This is a genomic window from Jiangella ureilytica (assembly GCF_004348545.1).
Classification (GTDB): Bacteria; Actinomycetota; Actinomycetes; order Jiangellales; family Jiangellaceae; genus Jiangella; species Jiangella ureilytica.
On the sequence record NZ_SMKL01000002.1, the window covers coordinates 151,513 to 176,411 of the forward strand.

Below are 24,899 nucleotides of genomic sequence, written 5' to 3' on the forward strand. Positions count from 1 at the left end.
ATCGTCCGGATGAAGAAGACGGCCCGATCGCCGTCATGGGACTGACGTCCTTCGATGCGTGTGAGGGCGTCCTGGAGCACCTGAAGACCGAGGCGCACGACCGCGTCGGGCCGTACGGGCTCGGCAACGGCGACCCTTGGGGGTACGCCATGGGCGGCACCTTCGCCATGGAGGACAGCGCCGCGGCCGCCCTCCCGCAGGCGGCCGACGGTGCCGAGGGCGGCGCCGCGCGGCAGCCGCACTCGACCACGAACGTGCAGGAGGCGGGCGTCGACGAGCCCGACATCGCCAAGACCGACGGCCGGGTGCTGGTCACGACCGCCGGCGGCGACCTGCGCATCATCGACGTCACGGGCGACGCCCCGCGCGAGGTCGGCCGGCTGGCGCTGGCCGAGCCCGTCCCGCAGCAGCCGTCGAAGCCCGGCCAGCCCGAGCCGTTCGTCGCGCCCGACCACAGCTACGTCGACGCGTCGGTGTTCCTGGCCGGCGACCGCGCCGTCGTCCTGGTCCGGCAGAACGCCTGGATCGCCTACGACATGGCCGGCACCACGTACCCCGCCGGGGGCGCGCCGCCCATGACGACCACGGTGCTGCTGGTCGACCTCTCCGACCCGGCCGAGCCGGCGGTCGAGTCGAAGCTCGTCGTCGACGGCGACTACGTCGACGCGCGCATGGTCGACGACACGGTCCGGCTGGTCGTCAGCTCGCACCCGACGCTGCAGTTCCCCATGACCGAGGAGGACTGGAACCGGCCCGAGGCCGAGCTCACCGAGCGCAACCAGGCCATCGTCGCCGACTCCACCATCGAGGACTGGCTGCCGTCCTACACCTTCACCCAGGGCGACGACGACCCCGTCACCGGGCAGCTGCTCGGCTGCGAGCAGTTGAGCCGGCCCGACGAGTTCGCCGGGTTCACCACGCTCGGCGTGCTCACGTTCGACCCTGCCGAGGGCCTGACCGCCGACGGCGCCGTCGGCGTGCTCACCGACGGCGACACCGTCTATGCCAGCGAGGACCGGCTCTACGTCGCGACCACGCGCTGGGGCGACCCGTTCGCCGTCCTGCCGGACCCCTCCGGACCGGTCCGGCCCGCTCCGGAGGCCACCACCGTCACCACCGGCATCCATGCGTTCGACATCACCGGCAACGTGCCCGCGAAGTACCTCGCGTCCGGCCAGGTCGAGGGCCGCATCATCGGCCGGTACGCCATGTCCGAGCACGAGGGCGTGCTGCGCGTCGCCACGACCCTCGACTCGTGGACCGGCACCACCGACACCAGCGAGAGCGTGCTCTACACGCTCGAGGAGCGCGACGGCGAGCTGGTGCCGCTCGGGCAGGTCGGCGGGCTGGGCAAGGGCGAGCAGATCTACGCCGTCCGCTACTTCGGCGACACCGGCTACGTCGTCACGTTCCGGCAGGTCGACCCGCTCTACGTCCTCGACCTCTCCGACCCCGCGAACCCGGCCGTCACCGGCGAGCTGAAGATCACCGGTTACTCGTCCTACCTGCACGACGGCGGCGACGACCGGCTCATCGGGGTCGGGCAGGAGGCCACCGCCGACGGCAGAAGCGTCGGGGCGCAGGTCTCGCTGTTCGACGTCGGCGACCCCAGCGCGCCCGCGAAGCTCGACGGCCACGTCGTGCCGGACGCGTGGTCGCAGACCGAATGGGACCCGCAGGCGTTCCTGTTCTGGGCCGACACCGACCAGGTGGTCGTGCCGCTCGAGACGATGACGGGCCCCAGCGCGCTCGTCGTCCGGCTCGGCGCCGACACCGTCACCGAGCAGGGTCAGGTCACCCGCACCGAGACGCCGCGCGACGGCTGGGCGCAGCTGCGCCGCAGCATCGTCGTCGGCGACGGCCTCTACACCGTCTGGCAGGACGGCGTGCAGGTCAACGGTCTCGACGACCTCGAGCCGCGCGGCTGGGTGCCGTTCGGCCGGTCCTAGGAGGCGGGGGTCGCGCCGGCCGCCGCCTCGGCGGCGCAGGCCTCCTCCAGCGTGGCGAGGTAGTCGGCGAGCGGCTCCAGCCCGACCTCCGTCCGCCGCTCGTCGACCGTGTCGGGGTCGGCGAGCGGGGCCGGCTGCGGAACGCCGTCGACGCAGCCGATCTGGGTGCCGTAGACCTGCTCGCCACCGGAGTTCAGCGCGACCCGGTCCTCGAGATAGGCCAGCTCGGTCGGGTCGGCCAGCCCGGCCTCGACGGCGGGCCGCATCAGTTCCAGCGCCTCCTGCTGGAACTCGGGGTCGAGGTCGGAGTGCTGGGCGATGACCCAGGCCGCGGTGGCGCCGTCGTCACCGACCAGGTCCGACCCCGGCCAGCCGTGCTCCTCGATGATCTCGCTCAGCCGGTCGGTGCGCTCCTGGTCGTTCCACTCGCCCGTGTACTCGGGCGACCGCTCGGCCTGGTCCTCCTCCATCATCTCCAGCAGCTCGGCGCGCAGCCCCTCGTCCGTCTCGCGCTGCGTCGCCGACGGAGTCGGCGTGTCAGTGGCGGACGGCTCGTCCGAGGAGGCCGAGCAGGCGGTGAGCAGCAGCACCATCACGACGATCGCCGACCGGATCATCGGCACAGTATGGCGACCCCGCCGGCCACGGGGAATGGCGCAGGCGGCCTTGGCAATGAGCGCCTCGACGCGCCGGTGCATGTGGATGCTCATGGCGACGGAGCCCAGCGGTCGGTGTTCGCGCCGCAGAGGACGATGCACGGCAGCTCGCCGGGCAGGCGGCCGGCGAGCCAGGCGGCGAACGGCACGGCGGCGGCCGGCTCGACCAGCAGCCGGAACTCGTCCCAGAGCCGGTCGCGGGCGGCGAGCAGCTCGTCGTCGGTGACCAGCAGCGACACCACCGGGGCCGCCGACAAGATGGCGAACGGCAGGTCGCCCACCCGGGTCGCGCCCAGGGCCGATGCCGCGACGGAGTCGACCGGCGAGTCCACCGGCTCTCCCGCCGCCAGCGCCCGGTGCAGCGCGTCGCAGTGCTCCGGCTCGACGGCGACGATGGTGCGCCCGCCGGCCGCCAGCGCCGTCCCGGCCGCCAGCCCGCCACCGCCCACGGCGATCGCCACCGCGTCGACGTCCGGCGCCTCGGCGACCACCTCGGCCGCGACGGTGCCCTGCCCGGCGATGACGTCGGGGTGGTCGTAGGCGGGCAGGTACCGTGCGCCCGGCTCGGTCGCGGCGTCCGTCGCCGCCGCGGCCGCCTCGGCGTACGTGGTGCCGTGGCGGACGAGCCGGGCGCCGGCCTGCTCGATGCGCCGTGCCTTGCTCTCCGGCACGGTCTCGGGCACGTACACCGTCGCCGGCAGGTCGAGCAGCCCCGCCGCCGTCGCGACGCCGAGTCCGTGGTTGCCGCCCGACGCCGTCACGACGTGGTCCGGCCGGTCGCCGCCGAGCAGCGCCGTCAGCGCGCCGCGGAGCTTGAACGAGCCGCTGAGCTGCAGGTGCTCGAGCTTGAGCACCAACGGCCGGCCGTCGACCTCGGCGCGGAGCAGCGGCGTGTGCCGGATGTAGGGGGCAATGGTGGCCTGGGCCGCGGCCACCGCGGCCGGCCCGGGCAGGCTCGTCGACGTCGTCACCGTTCCACCTTGTGCTCTTCGGGCCCCGATCGCCAAGTCAGCGTGCGGATGTCGCGGACGGCGAACAACGCGGCCGTGCACGCCGTCAGACCGGCCACACAGCCCCACAGCACCGGCTCCGCGCCGATCCGGTCGGCCGCCCGCCCGCCGAGCACGGAGCCCAGCGGCACCAGCACCAGCTCGCCGAGCAGCCCGATCGACGACACCCGGCCGATCAGGTGCCCCGTCTAGGAGAGGTGGGCGGCGAGGTCGCGGAGCGAGGCGATGCGGTCGCGTTCGCCGGCCGGTCCGGTGCCGCGGCGGTCGAGGTGGACGGCGCGCAGCCCGGCCGCGCGGGCGGCGACGACGTCGAGGTCGTGGTCGTCGCCGACGTAGAGGACGGCGGCCGGGTCGAGGCCGAGGGCGGCACACAGACCGGCGTAGGCGCGCGGGTCGGGCTTGGCGCACCCCAGCCCCTCGGCGGTGAGGACCGGGCCGACCCGGCCGGTCAGGCCGATGACGGCGAGCTTGTCGTGCTGCATGTCCTCGGGTCCGTTGGTGAGGATGCCGGTACGCAGACCGGCCGCGGCCACCAGAGCGAGCGCCGCCTCGGCGTCGTCGAAGCGCTGCCAGCCGGAGCGGTAGGCGAGGAAGTAGTCGCCCCACAGCGCGTCGAGCTCGGCCGGCTCCAGCGCCGGCCGGCCGAGCAGGTCGAGCAGCCCGCCGATCCGACGCCGGCGCTGCTCGGCCATGCTGACCAGGCCGGCCCGCCAGGCGCCGAAGTGCAGGTCCTGCAGCTCGAACCAGGCGGCCGTCAGCTCGCTCGTCGCCGGTCCGTGGAAGCCGGCCAGCCAGGTGCCGAAGCCGCGGGTGGCGGAGCCGGAGTGGTCGAAGAGCGTGTCGTCGAGATCGAACACCACCGCCGCGAGCTCAGCCACCCGCTCACCCTACGACGGCACGTCGGCCGCCCGGACCCACAGCCGTTCGCCGTCGTCGAAGCGGTCGGTCGGGCGCAGCCCGGCCCGTTGCGCGACCGCCGCGGACGCCGTGTGGTCGGGGTGCACGTGCGCGACGATGGTCCGCACCCCGCGCCCGTCGAGCCAGCCGACCAGGGCCGCGGCCGCCGCCGTCGCGTACCCCTGGCCCTGGAAGGCCGTGCCGACGACCCAGGCGATCTCGGCCCGCGTGCCGTCGTCGGTGACGGTGGCCTGGACGGTGCCGACGGCTCGGCCGTCGGGCCGGCGCCGGATGATCCAGTTGAGCCACTGCTGCCGGTCGTCGGGCGAGCCGGCCACGAGCCGGGTGTAGCGCGTGCGCAGCTCGGCCAGCGTGGGCGGGGTGCCGCCGATGAACGAGTACAGCGCCGGGTCGGCCAGCACGTCGACCATGTCGGCCGCGTCGTCGACCAGGAGCGGCACGAGCTCGAGCCGGTCGGTCACGACCCTGCCGATGCTCACAGCAGGCTCACCGCGACGGTGGCCGACCGTTCGACGAACGCGCCGTGCGCGTCGGCGGCCGCCTGCAGCCCGGGTGTGACGGCGTCATGGAACGGCTCGTACAGGCCGACGTCGAGCGCGACCTCGCCGGAGCGCAGCGTCCGCTTCCACCGCCCGGCGACCTGGGTGCCGAGCAGCAGCACCCCGTTGGCGGCGGAGTCGAGCCGGGTGCCGGCGACGACGCCGGAGAGGTCGAGCAGGGGCTTGCTCTCGCTGTAGCCGACGAGGTACTCGTCGTACGGCTGCAGCAGGTGGACGGCGGTCTCGTCGACGTGGCTGGGAACGGCGTCGAACGCGCCCGCCGCGCACCAGTAGGTGACGCCGTCGACGTCGATGCTCTCGAGCGCGTCGCCGGCCGCGGCGATACCGGCCTTGAGGTCGGTGAGGGTGAGGCTGGACCACCACGACAGGTCCTTCACGGTGGCCGGGCCGTGGCTGGTGAAGAACCGCGTGGCCAGCCGGGCCAGCGCCTCGTCGCGGTCGAGCGGATCGGCCGCGGGCGCCCGCTCGTCGAGCAGGGCGTAGGTGTGCTGCCTGCCGTGCAGCGGGCCGCTGCAGATGACCTGTTCGAGCTCGGCGTAGATGAGGATGTAGCCGAGCCGGAACCGCTCGGCGACGATGCCGTGCCGCTCGAGCTCGGCCGCGACCTCGGTGCGGGTCAGGTGGTTCCCACCCGACAGGGCCGCCGCGATCAGGTCCGCGGCCCGCCGCAGCAGCGGCTCGTCGAGCTCGCTCTGCCGGTTGTAGTACGCGTTCAGCTGGTGCACCCGCGGCGCCGTCAGCCCGAGCAGCCAGCGGATGTCGGCCGGCGTGACGAAGTGCCAGGTGGGCCGGAGCACGTGCGTCCGGAGCAGCTCGCCGTCGGCGAACGCCTGGTCCAGGCCGGCGTCGGTGACCGTACCGGCGAGCCGCTGGCCCACACCCCACTTCGCCGAGTGGTAGTCCTGCGACTGCACGGCGCCGAACCAGGCGACGACGCCGGCGGGCCCTTCGGCCTCGAGCGGAGCGCCGAGGCCGACCGTGCTCAGCCGCCGGCGCATGAGCTCCGCGTGGTCCACGGGTCAGTCCTGCCGGGCGGCCCAGGCACCCACGACCTCGTCGAGCACCCCCATGGGCAGCGGGCCGTTGCCGAGCACGAGGTCGTGGAAGCCGCGCAGGTCGAACCGGTCGCCCGCGGTGGCCTCGGCGGCAGCCCGGATGCGCTGGATCTCGAGCCGCCCCACCATGTAGGCCAGCGCCTGGCCGGGTGCGGAGATGTACCGGTCGACCTCGGTCTCGATCTCGACCCGGCTGGTCGCGGTGTTGTCGACCATGAAGCCGACGGCCTGCTGCCGGCTCCAGCCCTTGGCGTGCAGCCCGGTGTCGACGACCAGCCGGCAGGCCCGCATGGAGTCCTCGCTGAGCATGCCGAGCCGGGCGACGTCGTCGGAGTAGAGGCCCATCTCGTCGGCCAGCCGCTCGGCATAGAGGCCCCAGCCCTCGTCGAACGCCGTGATGGAGGCGAGCCGGCGCAGCAGCGGGAGGTCGCTGAGCTCTTGGGCGATGGTGAGCTGGAAGTGGTGCCCGGGCACGGCTTCGTGGAACGCGACGGCCTCGGCGCTGTAGCGGTCGCGCTTCTCGGCCTCGTGGGTGTTGGCGAAGTAGGTGCCGGGCCGGCTGCCGTCCATGGCCGGCTGCATGTAGTAGGCGCCCGGCGCGCCGGGTGCCTCGGCGGCCGGGACCGCCTCGACGACGCAGCTCTGCGACGGCAGCCGGCCGAACCACTGGGGCGCCACCTGCTCGGCCCGCTGGATGGCGGCGCGGGCGGCCGCGAGCAGCTCGTCGCCGTCGCGCCAGCGCATGGCGGGGTCGGTGCGCAGCCGCTCGAGGATCTCGGCCTGGTCGCCGGTGCCGAAGACCCTGGCGCCGACCTCGGCGTACTCGTCGGTGAGCCGGGCCAGCACGTCGAGGCCGGTCTGGTGCAGCTCGTCGGGCGTGCGCGTGGTGGTCGTGTGGGCGCGGGTGAGCCGGGCGTAGAACTCGTCGCCACCGGGCAGCCAGCACAGCCCGCCCTTGTCGTCGGGACGGCCGTGCGGGACGACGTGGGCGGCGACCGCGTCGCGGTAGCGGGCGATCGCGGGATGGACGACCTCGGTGAGCAGGCGGTCGCGCTCGGCCCGGAACGCGGCGGTGTCGGTGCCGCTGCCGGCGGCCGGCTCGGGGCGGCGGAGCGGGTCGTCCTGGGGCTTCGCGACGTAGCGGGTGAAGTGCTCGGCGGTGGCCTCGGCCAGCCGGCGCACGGGCAGCCGGCCGGCGGCGATGCCGGCGCGGTGGCGCTCGGCGATGGCGTCGAGCAGGGCCGGCAGCCCGGCCAGCCGGGCGAGGTAGCCGTCGGCGTGCGCGGGCTCGGTGATGCCGATCATGGTCAGCGACGAGAGTGTGGCGCTGGCCGCGGCGAAGAAGGAGTCGGTGACGGTGTACTCGACGCCGCGGGTGGCGATGTGGTCGCTCTCGGACTCGGCCTGCTGCAGGATGACCGCACGCGTGATGCGCTCGCCGTCGTCGAGGCCGGCGGGGTCGACGGCCTCGGCCCGGGCGGCCACGGAGGCCAGCCGGTCGGCGATCGCGGCCTGGCCGGCCTCGGTGTAGTCGGTGAGGCGGTCCTCGCGGTCGCGCAGGCCGAGCAGTGAGGCGTCGACCGGGTAGGCGTCGAACAGGACGTCGATGAGCTCGTCGGCGAGCTGGGCGATGGTCATGCGGAACTCCCACGGGGTCGATGCGTCGGAACGACGCTATCCCGGCGGGCCGACAGCGCGACAACCGTGATCGCCAAGGCCGAGACCAGCGCGGCGCTCACCGTCGCGGCGACGCTGATGCCGTCGGTGAACGCCTCGCGCGCGGCCGCCAGCACGACCTGGTCCTCGACCGACGCGACGGCCGCGCCCAGCGTGTCCGCCCCGGTGTCCGTGCCCCGGAACACCGCCGCCACCACGCTGCCCAGGACGGCGATGCCCAGCGCTCCGCCGAGCTGCGGCGCCATGGACGACAGCGCCGCGGCGGCACCGGCCCGCTCCGGCGGCGCGGCCCCGACCACCTCGTCGGTGGCCAGCGCCATCATCGGGCCGAGTCCCGCCGACACCGTCACCGACCCGGCCACCAGCAGGCCCAGTCCGGAGGTCGCGGTCAGCTGGGTGAGCAGCACGAAACCGGCAGCCGACACCGTCAGGCCGGCGCCGATCACCACACCCGGCCGGAGCCGCCGGGTCAGCCGGGGCGCCAGCAGCGAGCCCACGATCACGCCGAACGCCGACGGCGCCGTCCACAGTCCCGCCTCGAGCGGGTCGAGTCCTTGCACCAACTGCAGGTACTGGGCGAGGTAGTAGTTCGCGCCCCAGAGCACGAAGATGCCGACGGCCAGGGTCGCGACCGCGGCGGCGAACGCCGGTTCCCGGAACAGCCGCACGTCGACGACGGGATCGGCGAGCGACCACTGCCGGCGCACGAACACCGTCCCGACCACCAGCCCGGCGACGGCGGCGCCCGCGGCGGCCGCGCCCACCCCGTCGGCCGCGATCTCCTTCAGTCCCCAGACCAGCGGCAGGACGGCACCGAGCGACAGCACCACGCTGACGACGTCGATCCGCGCGGTTCCAGGGCCGCGGAACTCCGGCAGCAGCACCGGGCCGAGCAGGAGGATCAGCACCATCACCGGCAGGCCGAGCAGGAAGACCGAACCCCACCAGAACCGCTCCAGCAGCGCCCCGCCGACGAGCGGCCCGACCGCCGTGCCGCCGGACACGCTGGCGATGACGATCCCGACGGCGACGGCCCGCTGCCGCGCGTCGCGGAACATCGTCGCCGTCAGCGAGAGCGTCGACGGCATCAGCGTCGCGCCGGCCACGCCGAGCAGCGCCCGCGCGGCGATGAGCAGCTCGGCGGTGGGCGCGTAGGCGGCGAGGACCGAGAGCACGCCGTACGCGCCGGCACCGATCATCAGCAGCCGCCGCCGGCCGATCCGGTCGCCGACGGCGCCCAGCGCCAGCATCGACCCGGCCAGCAGGAACGCGTACACGTCGACGATCCAGAGCAGTTGCGTCCCGGACGGCCGCAGGTCGGCGTCGATGGCCGGCAGCGCGAGGTGGGTGACGGTCAGTTCGAGCGAGGCGAGCAGCGCCACGACGCAGAGGACGGCGAGTCCGGCCCAGGACCGGCGAGCGGGTTCGGTGGTGGTCACGGAGCCAGCGTTCAATCTCAACCATAGTTGAGGTCAAGTCGAACGGCCCGGTTCGGGTATGGAGGCGGCATGAACGGACCCACTGACGACCTTCCCGCCCCGCCGGACGACGCCGACCCGGCCACCGTCGTGGCCGTCGGCGAGCTGACCGAGGCCCTCGAGACGACCGAGGTGGCACGTGGTCACCTGTTCGCGTTCCACCAGCTCACCGGGTCGGCCGACTTCAAGCTCGAGAGTGCCATCGAGAAGCTGGAGGAGGCCGGGCACGGCGAGTTCGCGGCCCGGCTGCGGCGCGAGCTGCTCGGCCGCAACGTCCTGCCGGGCCGGTGGACGTTCCAGGTCGTCGAGGACTACGAGGAGACGTACTACGAGCCGTTCAAGGCGCTCGAGCGGGCCGGCCGCGACCTCGTCGGAGGGCGGCCGCACCTGTACGAGGCCGATCTGAAGCGCCGTCGCCGCAGCGCCGGCGAGCCCGGCCACGAGGCGACCCCCTCCGACCTGTCGTCCGGCTGACGTGCAGACGTTCCTGCCGTACGCGGACTTCCGCGCCAGCGCGACGGTGCTGGACCGGCGCCGGCTCGGCAAGCAGCGGGTCGAGGCACTGCAGGTGCTGCGCGCCCTGATCCGTCCCGGCTACGGCTGGCGGCACCACCCGGCCGCGGCGATGTGGGCCGGCTACGAGGAGGCGCTGACCCGCTACGGCCTCGACGTCTGCGCCGTCTGGCGCTCGCTCGGGCACGGCGACTCGGTCGCGGCGTCGCTGACGGCGGACCTCGCGGCGGCGACGGGGCTGACGGCGGTGCGCGCGCAGCCGAGGCTCACGGCCGACGGCGACGTCCCGCCCTGGCTCGGCGAGGAGGAGTTCCACCGGAGCCACCGGTCGGCGCTGGTGCGCAAGGACCCGGACCACTACGGCCACCTGTTCCCCGGTGTTCCGCCCGATCTCCCCTACGTCTGGCCGGCGTCGGACCGTCCCCGCCGCCTGCCGCTGCCGTGATCATCGGGTCACAGGCGTAACCGCAGCTCCGTGGCCCGCGCCGCCACCGACGCGAGCACCCGCCGCGTCGTCGCCAGCTCGCCGGCGTCGATGCCGCCGTACACCTCGGCGGTGATGGCGGCGACCCCCGCCTGGATCTCATCGAACAGCACCGCACCGTCGACCGTCAGGCCCACCTGCTCGAACCCGTCGTAGCACAGCAACCCCCGCGCCTCGAGGGAGCAGAGCAGCGCCGTCGCCTCGGCCGCGTCGAGGTCAAGCGCCAGGACGACGCCGTCGCGCAGGGCCGGCTGCGACACCCGCTCGACGGAGGTCCCGAGCGTGCGCAGGGCGACCCATTCGGCGAACGTGACGTCCCGCGCGTCGAGCACGACGTCGAGGAGGGAGCGGACGGCCTTGGCGGCGTCGCCGATGTCGACGCCGGGGAGCGGGGTGGTCATGGGGTCCTCCCGGGGTCGGGCGGCGGCGGCGCGTCGAGCAGGACGGTCAGGGCGGCGATGAACTCGCGCGTCTGCTCGCTGCCGGGCCCGCCGAGAGGTTCGGCGAGCTGCTCCTGCAGCGTCATGACGCGAGTGGTGGCGGCCTCGGCGACCTCGGCGCCGCGGTCGGTGAGGGTGAGCCGGACGGCGCGCGAGTCGGCCGGGTCGGTGGTGCGGCGCAGCAGGCCGTTGCCCTCGAGCGTGCGCACCAGCTTGGACACGAAGACCGGGTCGAGGCCCGTGTGGTCGGAGAGCTCGCGCTGGCTGGGCTGCCCGCCGGCCCGGCTGACGCCGTAGAGCGTGGCGAGCACGGAGAACTGCGCCTGGGTGAGCCCGAACGGTGTGAGCGCCCGGTCGAGCAGCGCGCCCCACTTGGTCGCGAGCCGCCACACGAGGTAGCCCGCGGTCGGGTTCTTCTTCATCACCCGAAAAACTGTACGTGGACACTATGTCCACGGCAACCTTTTATTCGGCCGGCCGCGTGAGCGGCGGAGCGCCGGGCCATGGTCCCGCCTGACTCGGCGCCGACGTGATTTCTCGCTCCTGCGAGTGAGGACGCCGCCGCCGGGCCGCCCCGATACTGAGGGCGTGACGCGATTCGACGAGTACGGCGACCGGCTGTCGGCGTGGGCCCGCGGCCTGCCGCCGATCGCCGTCGACACCGTCATCGCGATCCTGTGCGCGCTGTACGTCATCTTCGACGCCGGGGTCGAGGACCGGTTCGTGTGGTGGGTGCCGCTGGGCGCCGCCGCGAACGTGCTCCCGCTGCTGTGGCGGCGGCAGTACCCGTTCGCCGTCGCCGGCATCACCGGCATCAGCACGACCATCCTCTCCATGACGGGCGGGCTCAACGACGTCCCGGTGGCGCAGCTGGTGGCCACCTACACCTTCGCCGCGCTGTCGCCGCCGCTCAAGCGGCTGATCGCGGTGGCCGCGACCGTCGTCGGCATCTCGGTGTCCATCCTGCTGCCCGAGGACGAGGCGCTGAACCTCGGCGTCGTCGGCATCTTCTTCGCCGGCGCGTACGCCCTCGGCGTCTCGGCCCGGGCCCGCGGCGACCGCATCGCCATGCTCGAGGAGCGGGCGCTCCGCCACGCCAGGGAGGAGGAGGCGGCCGCGACCCGCGAACGCGAGCGCATCGCCCGCGAGATGCACGACATCCTCGCCCACTCGATGAGCCTCGTGGTCGTGCAGGCCGAGGCCGGGCCGGTCGCCGTCCGGCACGATCCCGACCGCGCGGAGCAGATGTTCGACACCATCTCCGTCACCGCCCGCGACGCCCTGGCCCAGCTCCGCCGGGTGCTCGGCGTCCTGCGCACCGACGGGCCGGGCCGCGAGCCGACGCCGGACCTCGAGGCGCTGCCCGGCCTCGTCCGGCGGGTGAACGACGCCGGGCTCGCCGCGACACTCGTCGAGGACGGCGACCCGCGCCCGGTGCCGCCCGACCTCGCGGCGACGGCGTACCGGATCGTCCAGGAGTCACTGACGAACTCGGTCAAGCACGCCGGCGCCGATCACGTCGACGTCCGTCTGGCCTGGACGGACGCCGCGCTGCGCATCGAGGTGACCGATGACGGCGCCGGTGCGTCGTCGTCGATCAACGGCGGCGGGCAGGGGCTGATCGGGATGCGCGAGCGGGTCGTTGCCGCCGGCGGGTCGCTCGACGCGGGACCGGGGCCGGGCGGCGTGGGGTTCCGTGTGACCGCCTCCGTGCCTTTAGATTGAGCCGTGCCCGAGCCGACCATCCGCGTCCTCATCGCCGACGACCAGGCGCTGGTGCGGGGCGGCTTCGCGATGATCCTCGACGTGCAGCCCGACATCGCCGTCGTCGGTGAGGCCGACGACGGCGTACAGGCCGTCGCCGCCGCCCGCGAGCTGCGCCCCGACGTCGTGCTCATGGACGTCCGGATGCCGACCATGGACGGCATCGAGGCGACCACCGCGATCTGCCGCGAGACCGACGCCCGGGTGCTCGTGCTCACCACGTTCGACCTCGACGAGTACGTCTACGACGCGCTCCGGGCCGGCGCCAGCGGGTTCCTGCTCAAGGACATGCGCCGCGACGAGCTGGTCGAGGCGGTGCGCGTCGTCGCGTCGGGCGAGGCGCTGCTGGCGCCGTCGGTCACCCGGCGGCTCATCGCCGACGTCGTGGGCCGCGGCGGCCCGCCTCCGGGTGGCGGTCAGGGCGCCGCCGACGGGCGGCTGGACGTGCTGACGGCGCGGGAGACGCAGACGCTACGGCAGGTGGCGCGCGGGCTGTCGAACGCCGAGATCGCGGCCGAGCTGTTCGTCACCGAGCACACCGTCAAGACGCACGTCAGCAGCATGCTCAGCAAGCTCGGCCTGCGCGACCGCGTCCAGGCGGTCGTGCTCGCGTACGAGACCGGCCTGGTCACACCGGGCGATTCCACCGCCGCTGGCGCGTGACCTCGCCGGCCGGCCACCGGCCATCCCCCGCTGGCGCATGACCTCGCCGGCCGGCCACCGGGCATTCTCACTCCTGAGAGCGAGGCGGCCGCTCCTGTGAGCGAGCCGCGATTCCGCTCTTCACGGCGATCCGCCGGCCGGGGTCCGAGCAGGACGATCGATCCAGTCCATCGGATGCAGTTCTCGATCGCTGGAGGCCGCCATGTTGCGCCGCATCACCGGGTTCGCCGTCAGGCGGCCCCTCGTCGTCATCCTCGCCTGGGTCGCCGTCCTCGCCGCCGGGTTCGGCATCGGCACCGGGGTCTTCGAGCGCCTCACCTCCGACGTCGGCACGGTCCCGGGCAGCGAGTCCGCCCAGGCCGAGGAGCGCGCCGACGCCGCCGCCCCGCAGCCCGACACCATCACCTCCGTCCTCACCGGCGTCACCGCCGACGATCCCGGGCTGACCGCCGCGATCGCCGACGTCGCGGCGCTGCCGGGCATCGAGTCGGTCTCGCCGCCGCTCCCGTCGGACGCGGGCCACGCGGTCCTCGTCGAGGTCGCGCTCACGCCCGGGCTGGAGGACGACGGTGAGGAGGAGGCGGCCGCCGCGGCCGAGCGGCTGGAGGCGGTCGACGCCTCGTCCGTGGTCGTCTCCGGCGGGCCGCTCTCCGACGTCGAGTTCGCCGAGACCGCGCAGGAGGACGTCGCCCGCGCGGAGATGCTGTCCATGCCGGTCGTGCTGATCCTGCTGCTCGTGGTGTTCGGCGGGATCCTCGCCGCCGGGCTGCCGCTGCTGATCGCGGCCGTCGGCGTCGGCGCGACGTTCGGCATCCTGTTCGCGTTCAGCCAGGTCACCGACGTGTCGGTGTACTCGATCCAGATCACGACGATGCTGGCCGTCGGGCTCGCCGTCGACTACGCGCTGCTGATGGTCAGCCGGTTCCGCGAGGAGCGGCGGACGGTGTCCGACGTGCGCGAGGCGGTGCTGCGGACCGCGGCGACGGCCGGGCGGACGGTCGTGTTCTCCGGCCTGACGGTGGCCGTGGCGCTGGCCGGGCTGGTGGTCTTCAACGACCCGTTCCTGCGCTCGATGGGGCTGGCCGGGTCCGCCGTCGTGCTGGCCGACATGGGCGCCGCGCTCACTCTGCTGCCGGCGCTGCTGGCGAAGTTCGGCCACCGGATCTCGCCGTCCCGCGAGCGTTCCGGCGACGGCGTCTTCGCCCGCGTCGCCCGGTGGGTGCAGCGCCGGCCGGTGCTCACGCTGGTGACGACCGCCGCCGCGCTGGTCACGCTGGCCGTACCCGTCGCCGACATGCACATCTCGCAGGGCGACCCGCGGATGCTGCCGACGTCCACCGACACCCGCGAGCTGTGGGACCGGCTCGGTGCGGACTTCCCGGAGCAGGCGCCCTGGAGCGACGACATCGACATCGTGGCGTCGGCCCCCGTGACCTCCGTCGACGGGCTGCGCGCCGCCGTCGAGGACCTGCCCGGCATCGCGTCGGTGACGGTGCGGCCGCTGGCCGACGACCTCACGGAGCTGGCCGCGACCCCGTCCGGCGACACCGAGAGCCAGGCCGCCCAGGACGCCGTCCGCGCCGTCCGTGCGATGGACCTGCCGTACGAGGTCCAGGTCGGCGGCGACACCGCGACGCTGGTCGACTACCAGGCCATGCTGGGCGACCGGCTGCCGTGGGCGATCGCGCTGGTGGCGCTGAGCACGCTGGCGCTGCTGTTCGCCTTCACCGGGTCGATCCTGCTGCCCGTCAAGGCGATCCTCACCAACCTGCTGAGCATCGGCGCCGCCCTCGGCGTGGTCGTCTGGGTGTTCCAGCAGGGCCACCTCGCCGGGCTGGTCGGCGCCGAGGGCCTCGGCTACCTGCACCTGACCGTCCCGATCCTGGTCGGCGCGATCGCGTTCGGGCTCTCGGTCGACTACGAGGTGTTCCTGCTGTCGCGGATCCGCGAGCGCTGGCTGGCCGGCGACGGCGCGTCGGGCTCGGTCGTGGCCGGCCTGCAGCGCACCGGCGGCATCGTCACGGCGGCCGCGCTGATCATCGGTGTCGTCTTCGCCGGGTTCGTGTTCGGCGGGTTCGCGCCCATCAAGGCGATCGGGCTCGGGCTGGTGCTGGCCATCGCGCTGGACGCCGTCGTGGTCCGGATGCTCCTGGTCCCGGCGACGATGACGCTGCTCGGATCGCGGAACTGGTGGCTGCCGCGGCCGCTGCGCCGGGTGCACGAGCGGCTGGCGCTGTCGGAGTCCGCGCCGGAGCCGCAGCCGTCGCCGTCGGCCGAGTCGCCGGAGCCGGAGCCCGCGCTGGCTCGATGAATTCCGCCGGGTGGGCCAGTCTGAGGGTCATGGAGAACTTCGTGAATCCTCGGCTGGCCCGCCTCGACGTGCTGGTGGGCGCCTGGGAGGTGACCTCGGCGATCGAGGGCCGGGTCATGAGCCGGGCCCGTTCCACGTTCCGCTGGCTCGACGCCGGCGGCTTCCTCGCCCAGCGGACCGATCCGCAGACCTACCTCGTCCCGGAGTGGCAGGGCGCGGCGCCGGAGTGGACCGAGACCGTCATCGGCCTCGACGACTACTCCGGCGCCTTCACCATGCTCCTCGCCGACGCGCGGGGTGTCTGCCGCACCTACGGCATGGGCTTCGAGGACGGGCGGTGGACGCTCACCTCCCGTCCCGGTGAGGACTTCCACCAGCGCTTCGAGGGCACCGTCGCCGCTGACGGGACGACGATCGACGGGCGCTGGGAGGCCTCGCCGGACGGCCGGACCTGGTCGACGGACTTCACCGTCGGCTATCGCCGCTTGGCGGACTGACCTCGCGGAGGCGGCGCTCCGCCACCTTTGGACAAGCGTCTTCAGACCGACTTAGAATCGAACTCATGTACGGAGAAGAATCGCCTGTCAGCCAACCGGATTCCGCGAGCCCCCGGCGGTACTCTGCGAGTATGGCAGTCTCGTCGCACGATGTCGCGGCAGCGCTACGCGCGCGGATACCCGGCCTGCCTACGAAGAAGCTCCACAAGCTCCTCTACTACTGCCAAGGCCACCACCTCGCCACGTTTGGTGAGCCGCTCTTCGAGGACCCGATCTCCGCCTGGGACATGGGACCGGTCGTCGGCACGCTCTGGTTCGCGGAGAAGCAGGGGACGCCCCCGTCGACGCGCACAGACCTTCCGGAAGGTGCGCTGAACACCATTGGCTACGTCGTCAGTCGATACGGCCGGCTCACCGGCAGAGACCTTGAGCACCTGACGCACAGCGAGACGCCGTGGCAGCGCGCGGATGCACAACGCGAGCCGCACGGGAGCTTCCGTATCGAGCGGGCCTGGCTCGTGGAGTACTTCCAAGAAGGGGGTGCCGCCGACTCCGACGACGCTCCGCTCCTCGACACTGACGACGTGTCCCGTTGGCTGCAGAGCGCCCAGGCACCGGCGAGTCCGCCGACCGGCGACGACTACGACGCACTGCAGACACGGCTTCACCAGTACCTGAATGGGTGACTCCGCTCGGCGGTGGACGCTGTCGAACTTCATCGACGGACTCGACCGATGGATCGCTCTCGAGAACCCCGATGACGACCTGCGCGTGCATGTGACTGCGTGGGTGCTGACCAGGTCCGACGATCCCTACCAAGGCGTGCGTCGCGGCCCGGTTTCGACAACCTGTGGTACGGCGCGATTCCTGGGTCGATCCATCCACCCAGTTCCCTGGTGGTGTGTTCGTACTGGATCGAGGAGGCCCATCACTCGGTGAGGTGCGAGAGCTTCGCCACGTTGAGCATGCCGATCTGAGCGTCAAGGCTCACTGACCTCGCGGAGGCGGCGCTCGAGGAACCGCCGTTCGGGCTCGGTGCGGGCGACGGCGGCAGCCTCCCGATACGCCGTGGCCGCTTCGGCGGGCCGGCCGGAGCGGCGCAGCAGGTCGGCCCGGACGGCGGTCAGCGGCGGATAGTCGCCCAGGTCGCCCGCGACGTCGTCGAGCGCCGCCAGCCCGGCAGCCGGGCCGTCGCGGAAGCCGACGGCGACCGCGCGGTTCAGCGCCACCACGGGCGACGGGCGCAGCGCGAGCAGGGCGTCGTAGGCCGCCACGATCCGGGCCCAGTCGGTGTCGCGCGCGTGGGCGGCGGTCGAGTGCAGTGCCGCGATCTCGGCCTGCAGCCGGTAGTAGCCGGGCGCGCGGCCCGTGGCCCGGGCCGCGGACAGGGCGGCCAGTCCGGCCTCGATCCGGTCGTGGTCCCAGCGGCCGCGGTCCTGGTCCTCCAGGGTGACCAGCTCGCCGCCGGCGTCGGTGCGGGCGGCCCGGCGGGCGTGCTGCAGGAGCAGCAGGGCGTGCAGCCCGAGCGCCTCGTCGTCGTCCGGAAGCAACTGCGCGACCAGCCCGCTCAGTTGCACCGCCTCGGCCGCGAGGTCGTCGCGGAACGGCTCGCCCTCGGTGGCGGCGTAGCCCTCGGTGAAGATCAGGTAGACGACGGCGAGGACGGCGGCCGTGCGCTCGGCCAGCCGATGCGGCTCGGGCACCCGGAAGCCGATGCCGGCGTGCTCGATCTTGTTCTTCGTGCGCAGCAGCCGCTGCCCCATGGTCGCCTCGCCGACCAGGAACGCCCGCGCGATCTGCCGCGTCGACAGCCCGCCCACCGACTTCAGCGTCAGCGCGACCCGCCCGGCCATCGGCAGCGCCGGGTGGCAGCAGGTGAACAGCAGCTTCAGCCGGTCGTCGCCGTAGGGGCCGGGCTCGTCGGCGGTGAGGTCGCGTTCCAGCTCGGCCAGTGCCTGCGCCTCGCGCAGCTTCGCCCGCTCCGTCTGCCGCCGCCGGAGCACGTCGTTGGCGCGGCGCCGGGCGATCGTCGTCAGCCAGGCGCCCGGGTTGGCCGGGACGCCGTCGGCGGGCCAGTGCTCCAGCGCCCGTTCGACGGCGTCCTGCAGGCAGTCCTCGGCCAGGTCGAAGTCGCCGGTGACCCGGATCAGCGCGGCGACGATGCGCACGCGCTCGGCGGCGACGGCGTCGGCCAGGGCCGCGCGGGCCGCGGCGCCGCCGTCGGTCACCCGTCGAGGGGCCAGAACGGCCGCAGCTCGAGCCGTCCGGTGTAGGCCATGGAATGCTTCGACGCGATCTCGATCGCCTCGTCGAGGTCGGCGCACTCCAGCACGTCGAAGCCGACGACCCACTCGGCGGCCTCGGCGAACGGGCCGTCGGTGACCAGCAGCTCGCCGTCGCGCACGCGCACCGTCGTCGCCGCCGAGGCGGGGCGCAGCCGGTCGCCGATGACGTGCTTGCCGGCGCCGCTGACGTAGGCGAACCACTCCTCGATGTCCGGAGCGGCCTTCGCGTCGGCCTCGGTGTGGTCCGGGTCGGTGCAGACGAACATGAGGTACTTCATGGTGCGTTCTCCTTCGCCGGGTGCGGTCTCATCATCGCGGTACGCCCCTACGACGAGTGGGCGCACCGCGATCCGACACCTCCGGCGAGGAATCAGGTCCCGAATTCGACCCGCATGACGGCACGGCGCTTCGTCGGGTGGCTGACCTCGGTGAAGCCGGCCTCCTCGAACACCTGCCGGGCACCGACATGCAGCTCGCCCCAGGTGATCTCCTTGCCCGGCTGGGTGATCATCGAGTACGCCTCGAGCGCACGGGCGCCGCGGTCGCGCGCGTAGCCGACACTTGCCCGCGCCAGGTGGTAGGTCAGGCCGCGGCCGCGATAGTCCCTACGGACGATCGTGCAGGTCACCGCCCACACGCCGTCGTCGTCGCGGTCCTCCTGGCGGCCCTTCCAGGGCACCGGGCTGCGGCCCTGGATCAGCGTCGGGTACGCGGTGCGCGGCTCGACGGCGACCCAGCCGGCCGGCTCGCCGTCGACGTAGGCGACCAGCCCGCTGGTCCACTCGGCGCCGGGGTCGCCGGCGCCGGTCTGCGCCTGCTGCCGCTCGACCCGCTCGTCGAGCGTGGTCTCGCTCCAGAACCAGCCCAGGACCTTGAACCGCTGGCAGCGGCAGCGCGCGGCGTAGTCGGCCGTGCCGAAGACGAGGGTGAGGTCGTGCCAGGACGCCTCGTTCGCCGGGACGACCCGCACCTGGTCCGCCGTGATCGGCTCCTTCACGGGCCTAGGGCTGCGCCGGCTGCGGCGGGTCCTCGCCGACCAGGCCGTCGATGTTCTCGCGGAGCAGGTCGGCGTGCCCGGTGTGGCGCAGGTAGTGCTCGGTGGCGTCGACCAGGACGCGGCGCAGGTTCGGGTGCCCGCCCTCCTCAGTGGTGAAGATCGACGGCTGGTCCAGGCCGCCGTTCTCGAGCACCGTCGCCCAAGCCGCGCGCGAGCGCTCCACCGAGGCGCGCCAGAGCGCGTACAGCTCCTCGGGCGTGTCGTTCGCCGCGGAGTGCCAGTCCCACTGCGGGTCGGCGTCGAAGTTCTCCTGCTTCCACGGCTCGGGCATGTGGTCGCCGGTGAGGAACTCGGCGATGCGCATGTCCTCGCAGAGCGCGACGTGCTTGAGCAGTCCGCCGATCGTCATCGTCGACGGCGGCAACGGCTTGTCGAGCGCTTCGGCGTCGAGGCCGCCGCACTTCCAGGCGAACTGCGCCCGGGCGCGCTCCAGCATGAACATCTGCATCTCGAGCTCGTCGCCGTCCATCGACTCGTGGATCACGGTCATCTCACTGAGGTCCATGAGAGGCACGGTAGAGTGGGTTCCGGACGTTCCGCTTCCGGATCGGCGGTTCTCGTGGACGGTGACACCAGCCCCACCGCGCGGGCCCTGCTCGCGCTCGAGCTCATCCAGGGCGCGCCGGGCATCACTGCCGAGCGGCTGGCCGACAAGCTCGGCGTCACCGAGCGGGCAGCCCGCCGCTACGTCGGCATCCTCCGCGAGGCGGGCCTGCCCATCGACTCGATGCGCGGCCCCTACGGCGGCTACCGGCTCGGCCGCGGGGTCCGGCTGCCGCCGCTCATGTTCTCGGCCGCCGAGGTCCTCGGCCTGGTCATGGCCGTCCTCGACGGCCACCACGCCGCGGCCGACGCCTCCGACCCCGTCGGCAGCGGACTCGGGAAGCTGCTGCGCGCGCTGCCGGAGCCGATCGCCCGCCAGGCCGAGGCGGTCCGGCGCACCACGGCGCCCGCTCCCGACCACGCGGCCGCCCGCCCGTCGCCGGACATCGCGACGGCGCTCGTGCAGGCATGCGCCGACCACGTCACGGTGCACCTCGGCTACCGCTCCGAGGCCGGCTCGGAGTGGTCCGCCGACGTCGAGCCCTGGGCCGTGGTCGTGCGGCACGGGCGCTGGTACCTGCTGTGCTGGTCGCACGGTGCGCAGGCGCGGCGGGCGTACCGGATCGACCGGGTGACGACGGTGTCGGTGCTGGCGGCGTCCTTCGAGCCGCCGGCCGACCTCGACGCCGTCGCCGAGCTCGAGGCGCACCTGGCGAAGGGCTGGGAGTTCGACACCGAGGTGATCATCGACGGGCCGCTCGAGAAGGTGCGGCCGTGCGTCCAGCGCACGCTCGGCGCGCTCGAGGCGATCGACGACGACACGACTCGGCTCACCGGCAGCACCAGCAACCCCTGGTGGTACGCCGAGCAGCTGGCCAAGCTGCCGGTCTCGTTCCGCATCGTCGGCTGCGTCGAGCTCCAGCACACCGCCCGCGCCGTCGGCCAGCGCCTCGTCGACGCCTCGGGCCTGTAGCGACGGCGCTCACCGCTCGCTGTCGAGGTCGGCCATGAACCGTGCCGGGTAGCGCTCGCCACGGGCCGCGCCCGGCGGGACGAGCTCGTCGATGCGGGCGAGGTCGTCGCCGTCCAGCGTGATGGCGGTGCTGGCGATCATCGACGTCACCTGCTCGACGCGGCGCGGCCCGACCACCGGGACGACGTCGTCGCCCTGGGCCGCGACCCACGCGATCGCGAGCTGCGCCACCGTCGCCCCCTTGGCGTCGGCCAGGTCCCGCAGGCGCGCCACCAGCGCGTCGTTGTGCTCGCGGTTGGCGCCCTGGAACCGCGGCGCCATCGCGCGGGCGCCGTCGGCCGTGCCGCTGCCGCCGATCAGTCCGCGCGACAGGACGCCGTAGGCGGTGATGCCGATGCCGAGCTCGCGGCAGGTGGCCAGGATCTCGGCCTCGATGGCGCGGCTGAGCAGCGAGTACTCGATCTGCAGGTCGCTGATGGGTGCGACGGCCGCGGCGCGGCGGATGGTCTCGGCGCCGACCTCGCTGAGCCCGATGTGGCGGACGTGGCCCTGCTCCACCAGCTCCGCGATCGCGCCGACGGTGTCCTCGATCGGCACGCTGCGGTCCAGCCGCGCGGGCCGGTAGACGTCGACGTGGTCGGTGCCGAGCCGCTGCAGCGTGTAGGTGAGCGAGGTCCGGACCGCGGCCGGCCGTCCGTCGAAGCCGGCCGGTGGTGCCCCCGGTGCGAGGAGGGCGCCGAACTTCACCGAGAGCACGACGTCGTCGCGGTCACGGCCGCGCAGGGCACGGGCGATCAGCTGCTCGTTGTGGCCGGCGCCGTAGAAGTCGCCGGTGTCCAGGAGCGTGCCGCCGGCGTCGAGGTACTGGTGGACGACCCGGATGCTCGTCTCGTCGTCGGTGCGGCCGTAGGCGCCGGAGAGGCCCATGCAGCCGAGCCCGGGCGAGCTGACCGCGGGTCCGGTGCGGCCGAGGGTGCGGGTCTGGAGTGTCGCTGTCGTCATGCCTCCAGCCTCGGCGCGGCCGGGCCGCCCGGGGCAGGCGCAACCCATCCAGGGAGGAGCTCTCCCTGGATACCGTCGCGGCCGGGTTGCACCATGGAGGGGTGATCGATCGTCCCGGGCTCGCTGACTTCCTCCGACGACGGCGTGAGCTGTTGCGTCCCGCCGACCTCGGCCTGCCCGCGGGCGTCCGTCGTCGCACCCCCGGTCTGCGGCGCGAAGAGGTGGCACAGCTGGCGGGCGTCTCGACCGACCACTACTCGCGGCTCGAGCAGGCCCGCGGCTCCGCGCCCTCGGCGGCCGTCGTGGCGGCGCTCGCCCGGGCGCTGCGGTGCGATCTCGACCAGCGCGACCACCTGTTCCACCTGGCCGGCCAGTCCGCGCCCCCGCGCCGGGCCGGCGGCCACGTCAGCCCGAGACTGATCGACCTCGCCGGCCGCCTCGTCGACGTCCCCGTCTGCATCCTCAGCGACATCGGCGCGGTGCTGTGGCGCAACGCGCTGCTCACGGCCCTCGTGGGTGAGCGGGAGGTCCGGCCCGGCCGCGAGGGCAACGTCTACTGGCGCTGGTTCACCGACCCCGCGGCCCGCGAGCTCGCCCCTGAGGACGACTGGCCGCGCCTGTCCGCGGCGCACGTCGGCGACCTGCGGGCGACGTACTCCCGCCGGGCCGGCGACCGCGACGTCACCGAGCTGGTGCACGACCTGCTCGAACGCAGCGCCGAGTTCCGCGGGCTCTGGGAGCGGCACGACGTCGCGGTGCGCCGCTCCGACGTCAAGAGCTTCATCCACCCCGAGGCCGGGCTGATCCGGCTGCACTGCGAGGTGCTGCTCACCCCCGACGAGGACGTCGAACTGCTGGCGTACTTCCCCGTCGAGCAGGCCGACGCCGACACGCTGGACCTGCTGCGGGTGATCGGCACCCAGGACTTCCGGACGACCGCCTGACGCACGGCGCCGGTCGCCGCATCAACCACGTCGTCCGCGCGATCAACCACCGCCGCGCCGGCGGGCCGATGCTGGGCGGGTGCCCTCCTCGTCCTCGCGCGCCCAGACGGTCCCGGCGTCTGCCGTCACGCTCGACCGCCCGAGCTGGACACCCATCGTCGCGCTCGCCGCGGCGATGGCGATGCTCGTCGCGAGCGAGTTCCTGCCGGCAAGCGTGCTCCCCGCGCTGGCCGCCGACGTCGGCGTCAGCGAGGGCGTCGCGGGCCTGGCCGTCGCGGCCACGGCGATCGCCGGCGCGATCACCGCCCCGAGCATCGCGGTGCTCCTGCCCCGCACCGACCGGCGGACCATGCTGGTCGCCCTGCTGGTGGCGGGGGCCGTGGCGAACCTCGTGGTCGCCGTCACGCCGAACTTCGCGGTGCTGCTCGCCGGCCGGCTGCTGCTCGGCGTCGCGATCGCCGGCGCCTGGTCGTTCGCGTTCGGCGCGGGCGTGCACGCCATGCGCGGCCGGGACCGCGCCGTCTCGTCGGCCATCGCGTTCGGGGTCAGCCTCGCCACCGTCGTGGGCGTCCCGGTCGCGGCGCTGGTGGGCGACCGGATCGGCTGGCGGGCGGCGTTCGGCGGCGCCGCGTTCCTGACCGCCGTGGCGGCCGCCGGGATCGCCCGGGCGCTGCCGCCCGTTCCGGCGCATCCCGGCGCGGGCCTCGGCATGCTGCGCGAGGCGCTGCGGAACCGGCGGCTGCTGGCCGGGGTCGGCTGCATCGTCCTGGTGGCGTTCGGCAACTTCGCGGCGTACCCGTACATCCGGATCGCGACCGAACGGCTCGACGCCGGCGCCACGACCTGGCTGCTGATCGCCTGGGGCGCCGGCGGCGTCGCAGGGACGGTCCTGGCCGGCCTCGCGGCGGGGCGGCTGCGAGTGCTCGCGGCGACGGCGCCCTTGCTGCTGGGGGCGAGCCTGCTCGTGGCGGCGACGGCGACCTCGCTCCCGCTGCTGGCGGCGGCGATCGTGCTGTGGGGCCTCTCCTTCACCATGATTCCCGTGGCGACCCAGCTCTGGGTCACGCGGGTCGAGTCCGACCGCGCCGAGTCAGCGATGTCGCTGCAGGTCACCGCGTTCCAGGTGGCCATCACGCTCGGCTCCGCCGTGGGCGGCGCGCTGCTGGACGCCTACGGGGTCGCGACGCCGTTCGTCGTCGGCGCCGCTGCCGCCGTCGCCGCCGGGCTGGGCTTCGCCCTGCTCCGGGTCCCGGCCCGCTGACCGGCCGCGCCACTGGTGCGGCGCCACGCCGTGCCAGGACGAGAAGGCGCGGCTGAACGCGGCCACGGACCCGTAACCGACCGCGTACGCCACCCGCGTCACCGGCTGCCCGCCGACGCCCAGCAGCCTCCGCGCCTCCCACATCCGCACGTCGCGCAGCACCTGCATGGGGCTGCGGCCGGTGACCCGGCGGAACCGGTCGGTCAGCGCGGAGCGGGAGAGATGCGCCAGCCCCGCCATCCGGTCCAGCGTCCACGGCTCGCCCGGCCGCGCGACCAGCGCGGCCACGACGGAGGCGACCTGTTCGTCGCCGGCGCCGTCGTCGCGCGGCTCGTCCTCGAGCCAGGAACAGGTCATCGCCGCGCCCACGAGGCCGGCATAACTGGTGACGAAGAGCGACGGGTGCCGGCCGTCGCCGATGGGGCAGGACTGGACGAGGCCGGCGACTCCGCGGTGACGATCGCTGAACGCCGTCACCACCAGCGGGCTCGGCAGCCGGTGGGCCGGGACGACCAGCCGCAGGTCGGCCACGAGGACGACCGCCGGCTCGGCGGCCACCAGACGGAACGCCGTCCGCGCATCGACGAAGACGGCGTCGCCGGCGCTGAGCGGGCGCTGCCCCGTCGCCGTCTCGACCGCGACGGCGCCGTCGGCGACCAGCGCCCACATGGATCCGGGCGCGTCGGTGAGCCCCTCGCCCGCTGCCAGCCGGGCCCGTCGGACCGACGACATCTCCCACTGGGCCTGGACGGTGGCGTCGTGCGTCGTGGGCAGCACTGCTGTCATACGAAGGGCCAGCCGCCACCCGCGCCGACGTATTCCCCGGCCGGGTGGCGGTGGCCCGGTCGACCCTGACCCC

The 24,899-nt window shown here is 73.9% G+C and carries 26 protein-coding genes and 1 pseudogene; 11 read left to right on the forward strand and 16 right to left on the reverse strand.

The window, feature by feature from the left end; all coding sequences use genetic code 11:
• Positions 1-35 precede the first annotated feature (35 nt).
• Positions 36-1,949, forward strand: a complete 1,914-nt coding sequence (locus E1212_RS01665; protein WP_162605253.1) for a beta-propeller domain-containing protein — start codon at positions 36-38, stop codon at positions 1,947-1,949.
• Here E1212_RS01665 and E1212_RS01670 read toward each other — a convergent pair.
• The 8 genes from E1212_RS01670 to E1212_RS01705 form a co-directional block, all read right to left on the reverse strand.
• Positions 1,946-2,566, reverse strand: a complete 621-nt coding sequence (locus E1212_RS01670; protein WP_131978149.1) for a DUF6624 domain-containing protein — start codon at positions 2,564-2,566, stop codon at positions 1,946-1,948. The genes E1212_RS01665 and E1212_RS01670 overlap by 4 nt on opposite strands.
• Positions 2,567-2,655: 89 nt before the next feature.
• Positions 2,656-3,576, reverse strand: a complete 921-nt coding sequence (locus E1212_RS01675; RefSeq protein ID WP_203416156.1) for a serine/threonine dehydratase — start codon at positions 3,574-3,576, stop codon at positions 2,656-2,658.
• Positions 3,573-3,782: a hypothetical protein gene (locus tag E1212_RS01680; RefSeq protein ID WP_131978152.1), complete on the reverse strand. Its 210-nt coding sequence runs from the start codon at positions 3,780-3,782 to the stop codon at positions 3,573-3,575. The genes E1212_RS01675 and E1212_RS01680 overlap by 4 nt, the downstream gene beginning before the upstream one ends.
• 21 nt (positions 3,783-3,803) lie before the next feature.
• Entirely contained in the window at positions 3,804-4,493 is a 690-nt protein-coding gene (locus E1212_RS01685) for an HAD family hydrolase (protein ID WP_203416158.1), read from the reverse strand.
• Between the two features lie 9 nt (positions 4,494-4,502).
• Entirely contained in the window at positions 4,503-5,012 is a 510-nt protein-coding gene (locus E1212_RS01690; RefSeq protein ID WP_203416160.1) for a GNAT family N-acetyltransferase, read from the reverse strand.
• On the reverse strand, positions 5,009-6,109 hold the full coding sequence (locus tag E1212_RS01695; RefSeq protein WP_131978155.1) for a winged helix DNA-binding domain-containing protein: 1,101 nt from the start codon (positions 6,107-6,109) through the stop codon (positions 5,009-5,011). The genes E1212_RS01690 and E1212_RS01695 overlap by 4 nt, the downstream gene beginning before the upstream one ends.
• Before the next feature lie 3 nt (positions 6,110-6,112).
• Positions 6,113-7,786 (reverse strand): DUF885 domain-containing protein, encoded by a 1,674-nt coding sequence (locus tag E1212_RS01700; RefSeq protein WP_131978158.1) that lies wholly within the window; start codon positions 7,784-7,786, stop codon positions 6,113-6,115.
• The gene (locus tag E1212_RS01705) at positions 7,783-9,264 is read right to left on the reverse strand and encodes an MFS transporter (RefSeq protein WP_203416162.1); all 1,482 of its coding nucleotides are present in this window, start codon (positions 9,262-9,264) and stop codon (positions 7,783-7,785) included. The genes E1212_RS01700 and E1212_RS01705 overlap by 4 nt, the downstream gene beginning before the upstream one ends.
• 69 nt (positions 9,265-9,333) lie before the next feature.
• On the opposite strand from E1212_RS01705, the gene E1212_RS01710 reads away from it, so the two are divergent.
• Together E1212_RS01710 and E1212_RS01715 are read left to right on the forward strand one after the other, a co-directional pair.
• Positions 9,334-9,777 (forward strand): hypothetical protein, encoded by a 444-nt coding sequence (locus tag E1212_RS01710; RefSeq protein ID WP_131978164.1) that lies wholly within the window; start codon positions 9,334-9,336, stop codon positions 9,775-9,777.
• A gap of 1 nt (position 9,778) precedes the next feature.
• The gene (locus tag E1212_RS01715; protein ID WP_131978167.1) at positions 9,779-10,261 is read left to right on the forward strand and encodes an MSMEG_6728 family protein; all 483 of its coding nucleotides are present in this window, start codon (positions 9,779-9,781) and stop codon (positions 10,259-10,261) included.
• A gap of 8 nt (positions 10,262-10,269) precedes the next feature.
• On the opposite strand, the gene E1212_RS01720 is transcribed toward E1212_RS01715, so the two are convergent.
• Positions 10,270-10,701 carry a hypothetical protein gene (locus E1212_RS01720; protein WP_131978170.1) on the reverse strand — a complete coding sequence of 144 codons (432 nt, stop codon included), beginning with the start codon at positions 10,699-10,701 and terminating at the stop codon, positions 10,270-10,272.
• Positions 10,698-11,162 (reverse strand): MarR family winged helix-turn-helix transcriptional regulator, encoded by a 465-nt coding sequence (locus E1212_RS01725; RefSeq protein WP_131978257.1) that lies wholly within the window; start codon positions 11,160-11,162, stop codon positions 10,698-10,700. Before E1212_RS01725 ends, E1212_RS01720 begins: the two co-directional genes overlap by 4 nt.
• Positions 11,163-11,328: 166 nt before the next feature.
• On the opposite strand from E1212_RS01725, the gene E1212_RS01730 reads away from it, so the two are divergent.
• From E1212_RS01730 to E1212_RS01750, 5 genes are all read left to right on the forward strand, one after another.
• Positions 11,329-12,465, forward strand: a complete 1,137-nt coding sequence (locus E1212_RS01730; RefSeq protein WP_131978173.1) for a sensor histidine kinase — start codon at positions 11,329-11,331, stop codon at positions 12,463-12,465.
• Between the two features lie 3 nt (positions 12,466-12,468).
• On the forward strand, positions 12,469-13,167 hold the full coding sequence (locus tag E1212_RS01735) for a response regulator (protein ID WP_203416164.1): 699 nt from the start codon (positions 12,469-12,471) through the stop codon (positions 13,165-13,167).
• Between the two features lie 202 nt (positions 13,168-13,369).
• A complete protein-coding gene (locus E1212_RS01740; RefSeq protein WP_131978176.1) occupies positions 13,370-15,478 on the forward strand; it encodes an MMPL family transporter in 2,109 nt (702 codons plus the stop codon).
• Between the two features lie 29 nt (positions 15,479-15,507).
• Positions 15,508-15,975: a hypothetical protein gene (locus tag E1212_RS01745; protein WP_131978179.1), complete on the forward strand. Its 468-nt coding sequence runs from the start codon at positions 15,508-15,510 to the stop codon at positions 15,973-15,975.
• A gap of 131 nt (positions 15,976-16,106) precedes the next feature.
• Entirely contained in the window at positions 16,107-16,661 is a 555-nt protein-coding gene (locus E1212_RS01750) for a Panacea domain-containing protein (RefSeq protein WP_131978181.1), read from the forward strand.
• 294 nt (positions 16,662-16,955) lie between these two features.
• Here the strand turns inward: E1212_RS01750 and E1212_RS01760 are convergent, their stop codons facing one another.
• From E1212_RS01760 to E1212_RS01775, 4 genes are all read right to left on the reverse strand, one after another.
• Positions 16,956-18,203: an RNA polymerase sigma factor gene (locus E1212_RS01760; protein ID WP_131978184.1), complete on the reverse strand. Its 1,248-nt coding sequence runs from the start codon at positions 18,201-18,203 to the stop codon at positions 16,956-16,958.
• The gene (locus tag E1212_RS01765) at positions 18,200-18,538 is read right to left on the reverse strand and encodes a YciI family protein (protein ID WP_131978187.1); all 339 of its coding nucleotides are present in this window, start codon (positions 18,536-18,538) and stop codon (positions 18,200-18,202) included. Before E1212_RS01765 ends, E1212_RS01760 begins: the two co-directional genes overlap by 4 nt.
• 92 nt (positions 18,539-18,630) lie before the next feature.
• Entirely contained in the window at positions 18,631-19,257 is a 627-nt protein-coding gene (locus tag E1212_RS01770) for a GNAT family N-acetyltransferase (protein ID WP_203416166.1), read from the reverse strand.
• 4 nt (positions 19,258-19,261) lie between these two features.
• Positions 19,262-19,822, reverse strand: coding sequence for a mycothiol transferase (locus E1212_RS01775; protein WP_131978189.1), 561 nt, complete (start codon positions 19,820-19,822; stop codon positions 19,262-19,264).
• Positions 19,823-19,876: 54 nt separating this feature from the next.
• On the opposite strand from E1212_RS01775, the gene E1212_RS01780 reads away from it, so the two are divergent.
• The gene (locus E1212_RS01780) at positions 19,877-20,833 is read left to right on the forward strand and encodes a helix-turn-helix transcriptional regulator (protein WP_131978192.1); all 957 of its coding nucleotides are present in this window, start codon (positions 19,877-19,879) and stop codon (positions 20,831-20,833) included.
• A 9-nt stretch (positions 20,834-20,842) separates the two neighbouring features.
• Here the strand turns inward: E1212_RS01780 and E1212_RS01785 are convergent, their stop codons facing one another.
• Positions 20,843-21,835 carry an aldo/keto reductase gene (locus E1212_RS01785; protein WP_203416169.1) on the reverse strand — a complete coding sequence of 331 codons (993 nt, stop codon included), beginning with the start codon at positions 21,833-21,835 and terminating at the stop codon, positions 20,843-20,845.
• Positions 21,836-21,939: 104 nt separating this feature from the next.
• On the opposite strand from E1212_RS01785, the gene E1212_RS01790 reads away from it, so the two are divergent.
• Positions 21,940-22,779, forward strand: a complete 840-nt coding sequence (locus E1212_RS01790) for a helix-turn-helix transcriptional regulator (RefSeq protein WP_131978267.1) — start codon at positions 21,940-21,942, stop codon at positions 22,777-22,779.
• 79 nt (positions 22,780-22,858) lie between these two features.
• Positions 22,859-24,040 carry an MFS transporter gene (locus E1212_RS30905; RefSeq protein ID WP_203416173.1) on the forward strand — a complete coding sequence of 394 codons (1,182 nt, stop codon included), beginning with the start codon at positions 22,859-22,861 and terminating at the stop codon, positions 24,038-24,040.
• Positions 24,041-24,055: 15 nt separating this feature from the next.
• On the opposite strand, the pseudogene E1212_RS30295 reads toward E1212_RS30905, so the two are convergent.
• A pseudogene (locus E1212_RS30295) lies at positions 24,056-24,826 on the reverse strand (helix-turn-helix domain-containing protein); the annotation flags it as partial.
• Positions 24,827-24,899: the final 73 nt, after the last annotated feature.